Consider the following 2,478-nt stretch of genomic DNA (forward strand, 5'->3'; position numbering starts at 1 on the left):
AACACTTAGCCTCCGATCAAGCGTTGCTTGCACACGCTTGATATTGGAGGCTATTGTTGAACTAAACAATCTTCAGGATGCCTCACAATAAAAAACTATATAACAATGATTTAACTATAGTGTTTTCAATCGGTTTCCGGGAAGGTATTTAATGATGTTTTGACTCCAGTTATCTCGTTCTTTGACATATATTTTTGCAATTAACCACATCTCTGATGCTATTTTGAGTCTGCCGTATCTGTTTTAGCCTTGCCTCTTTAGGATTTTGCGGGCCACAGTGACAAGTCAGCGCATACCTTTCCCATTTGCACTACAGAAGTGCATTCATTATTGGGACACTAAGCATATTTAAGCGCACCGATTTTCTGGTGGTGCCCGTTCTTTTGGAAAGCTCTCCAGCAGCAAGAGTTCTCCGCCACACTCGCGACACTGCAGAACCGAACGCTTTCCAAAGCGCAACGCCAGCACCTCGCTCCGGGACAACCCAGGCCTCGTTACATGAGCCGCCAGCAATTGTTCTCTGATTTTTTCAATTGCTTCTCGCTTATTGCGATTACTCAAAAAACCCAGGTAGCGAATGCGTCGAAAGTGAGGCGGTACAATATGCTCCAGGTAACGTTCCAGAAATTCCACGCCCGTAAGCGTTATTGTTTCCTTTCGGTAGCCTGCTTTGCGGTTAAGCCAGCTAAAGGTTACATGGGTACTGGTCCCTTTCAGGATACGGTGATTAGAAATGGCCACCCGGTGGCTATACCTTCCCAGGTATTCAATCACGCTTTCCGGACTGCCAAAAGCCTGCTTGGCATAGACCACCCAGGGCTCCTTTATCAGGTCACGGGGAACATGTTTTTTTATTTTACCTTCCCTTTTCAGGCGGCGAAGCTTGCTGACAAACCGGGCGCTAAAGACATTGGAGAGTTGCTTTACATCGAACAAAAAGTTACCATCTTGTTTGGTGCTTTTCCACTTTCCTTGCTTATCTATGCCCCCGGCCGGAACAATCATGTGGACATGCGGGTGAAAGCCCAGTTGCTGATCCCAGGTATGCAAAACAGCAATGGCTCCCGGCTTTGCTCCCAGTAGTTTTGGATCTTGAGCAAAAACACTGATGGTTTCCCACGATTTCTCAAACAGAAGGTTATACATCACTTTCCGGTTGAAGCGAAACAACTCCAACAGATCATGTGGCACGGTAAATACCACATGGTAATATTTAACCGGAAGCAGCTCCTGTTTACGATCTTCAATCCACAACTCCTTATCGATGCCCTGACAACGAGGACAATGTCGATTCCTGCAGCTGTGAAGCACGTAGTGCACACTGCCACAATCACCACATGCCAGAGCCGAACCGCCCAGTTTAGATGTCCGACACGCTGATAGTGCACTAAGAACCTTTAACTGATGCCCGGTTAAACCTCTTTTATGTATCAGGGAAGGAAGAAACTGCTCTATAATGCTTTTCAAATCAGCATTACTTGTTTTTCCTACCATTATCATAAAGTTTTTCCATAGGACTAAATCCTCTCTGGGGAACTGACTTGGCGATATGCAAATACATCAGGGTTGTACGTAATTCGGCATGTCCCATTTGGTGTTGGATACTCAGGATATCCAGTCCCATTTCCAATAAGTGGGTAGCATAGCTGTGTCGTAAAGTGTGAATACAAACCTTTTTAGAAATTTCAGTTTTTTTTATGGCTGATCGAAATGCGTGACGTATGCCACTTCTGCTGATCTTTTCGCCTCGTATCTTGCCATTAAACAGCCATTCTCTGGGGTGTGATGTCTCCAAATAGGATTTCAACCCTTTTAAAACCAGTCCTGAAACAGGCACATAACGGTCTTTCTTAAATTTACTCTCACGAATATGAATCTGATGCCGGTCAAAATCAACATCGCTAATCTTCAGGTTTATGGCTTCACTGATACGCAGACCACAGTCATAAATAAGGGCGAAAAGCACACGGTGTTTCAATAGTTTTGAGGCTTTCATTATTCGTTTGATCTCCTGCTGTGAGAACACTTCCGGAAGCGCTCTGCTCTGTGCTATGGTCGGCAGACTCAGGTACAAGTCCTCATTTTTAAACATGCTGAACATAGAGCGAAGACCATACACCAGATGTTTAAAAGAACTCATGCTGGGCGGTTCATTTTGACGCAGATAAAATAAATACTCCTCCAGTTGATCCTGAGACAGATCTAATGGAGAAAGCCCGTAATGTAATACCAGTTTGGAAATTTGCATCAGGTAATTGCGCGTACAGGAGTCCGATTTTCCGGAGATGGTATACTTACGCAAAAACTGTGTACTCACTGTTTTGAACTCAGGTACTGCTTCGCAGGCCTGCTCTAAATACGATTTTCGACTCATAACTAAATTGTTTTTAATTGTTTGAGGCCGAAAAATCGGTTTATTTAGGAAGATTTCTTAGTTTTATGATGGTAAGCTCCCGTTGAAAACGGGTTTAGTTCAAC

Annotated in this window: 2 protein-coding genes; both read right to left on the reverse strand. The window is 44.0% G+C overall.

The features are described 5' to 3' along the window. Window positions 1–348: 348 nt before the first annotated feature. Window positions 349–1,494 (reverse strand): IS91 family transposase, encoded by a 1,146-nt coding sequence (locus DDZ16_RS20480; RefSeq protein ID WP_158275727.1) that lies wholly within the window; start codon window positions 1,492–1,494, stop codon window positions 349–351. Then, window positions 1,475–2,374 carry a tyrosine-type recombinase/integrase gene (locus DDZ16_RS20485; RefSeq protein ID WP_109266351.1) on the reverse strand — a complete coding sequence of 300 codons (900 nt, stop codon included), beginning with the start codon at window positions 2,372–2,374 and terminating at the stop codon, window positions 1,475–1,477. Before DDZ16_RS20485 ends, DDZ16_RS20480 begins: the two co-directional genes overlap by 20 nt. Window positions 2,375–2,478: the final 104 nt, after the last annotated feature.

This window comes from Marinilabilia rubra, from assembly GCF_003121985.1.
In the GTDB taxonomy this organism is placed as follows: Bacteria; Bacteroidota; Bacteroidia; order Bacteroidales; family Marinilabiliaceae; genus Marinilabilia; species Marinilabilia rubra.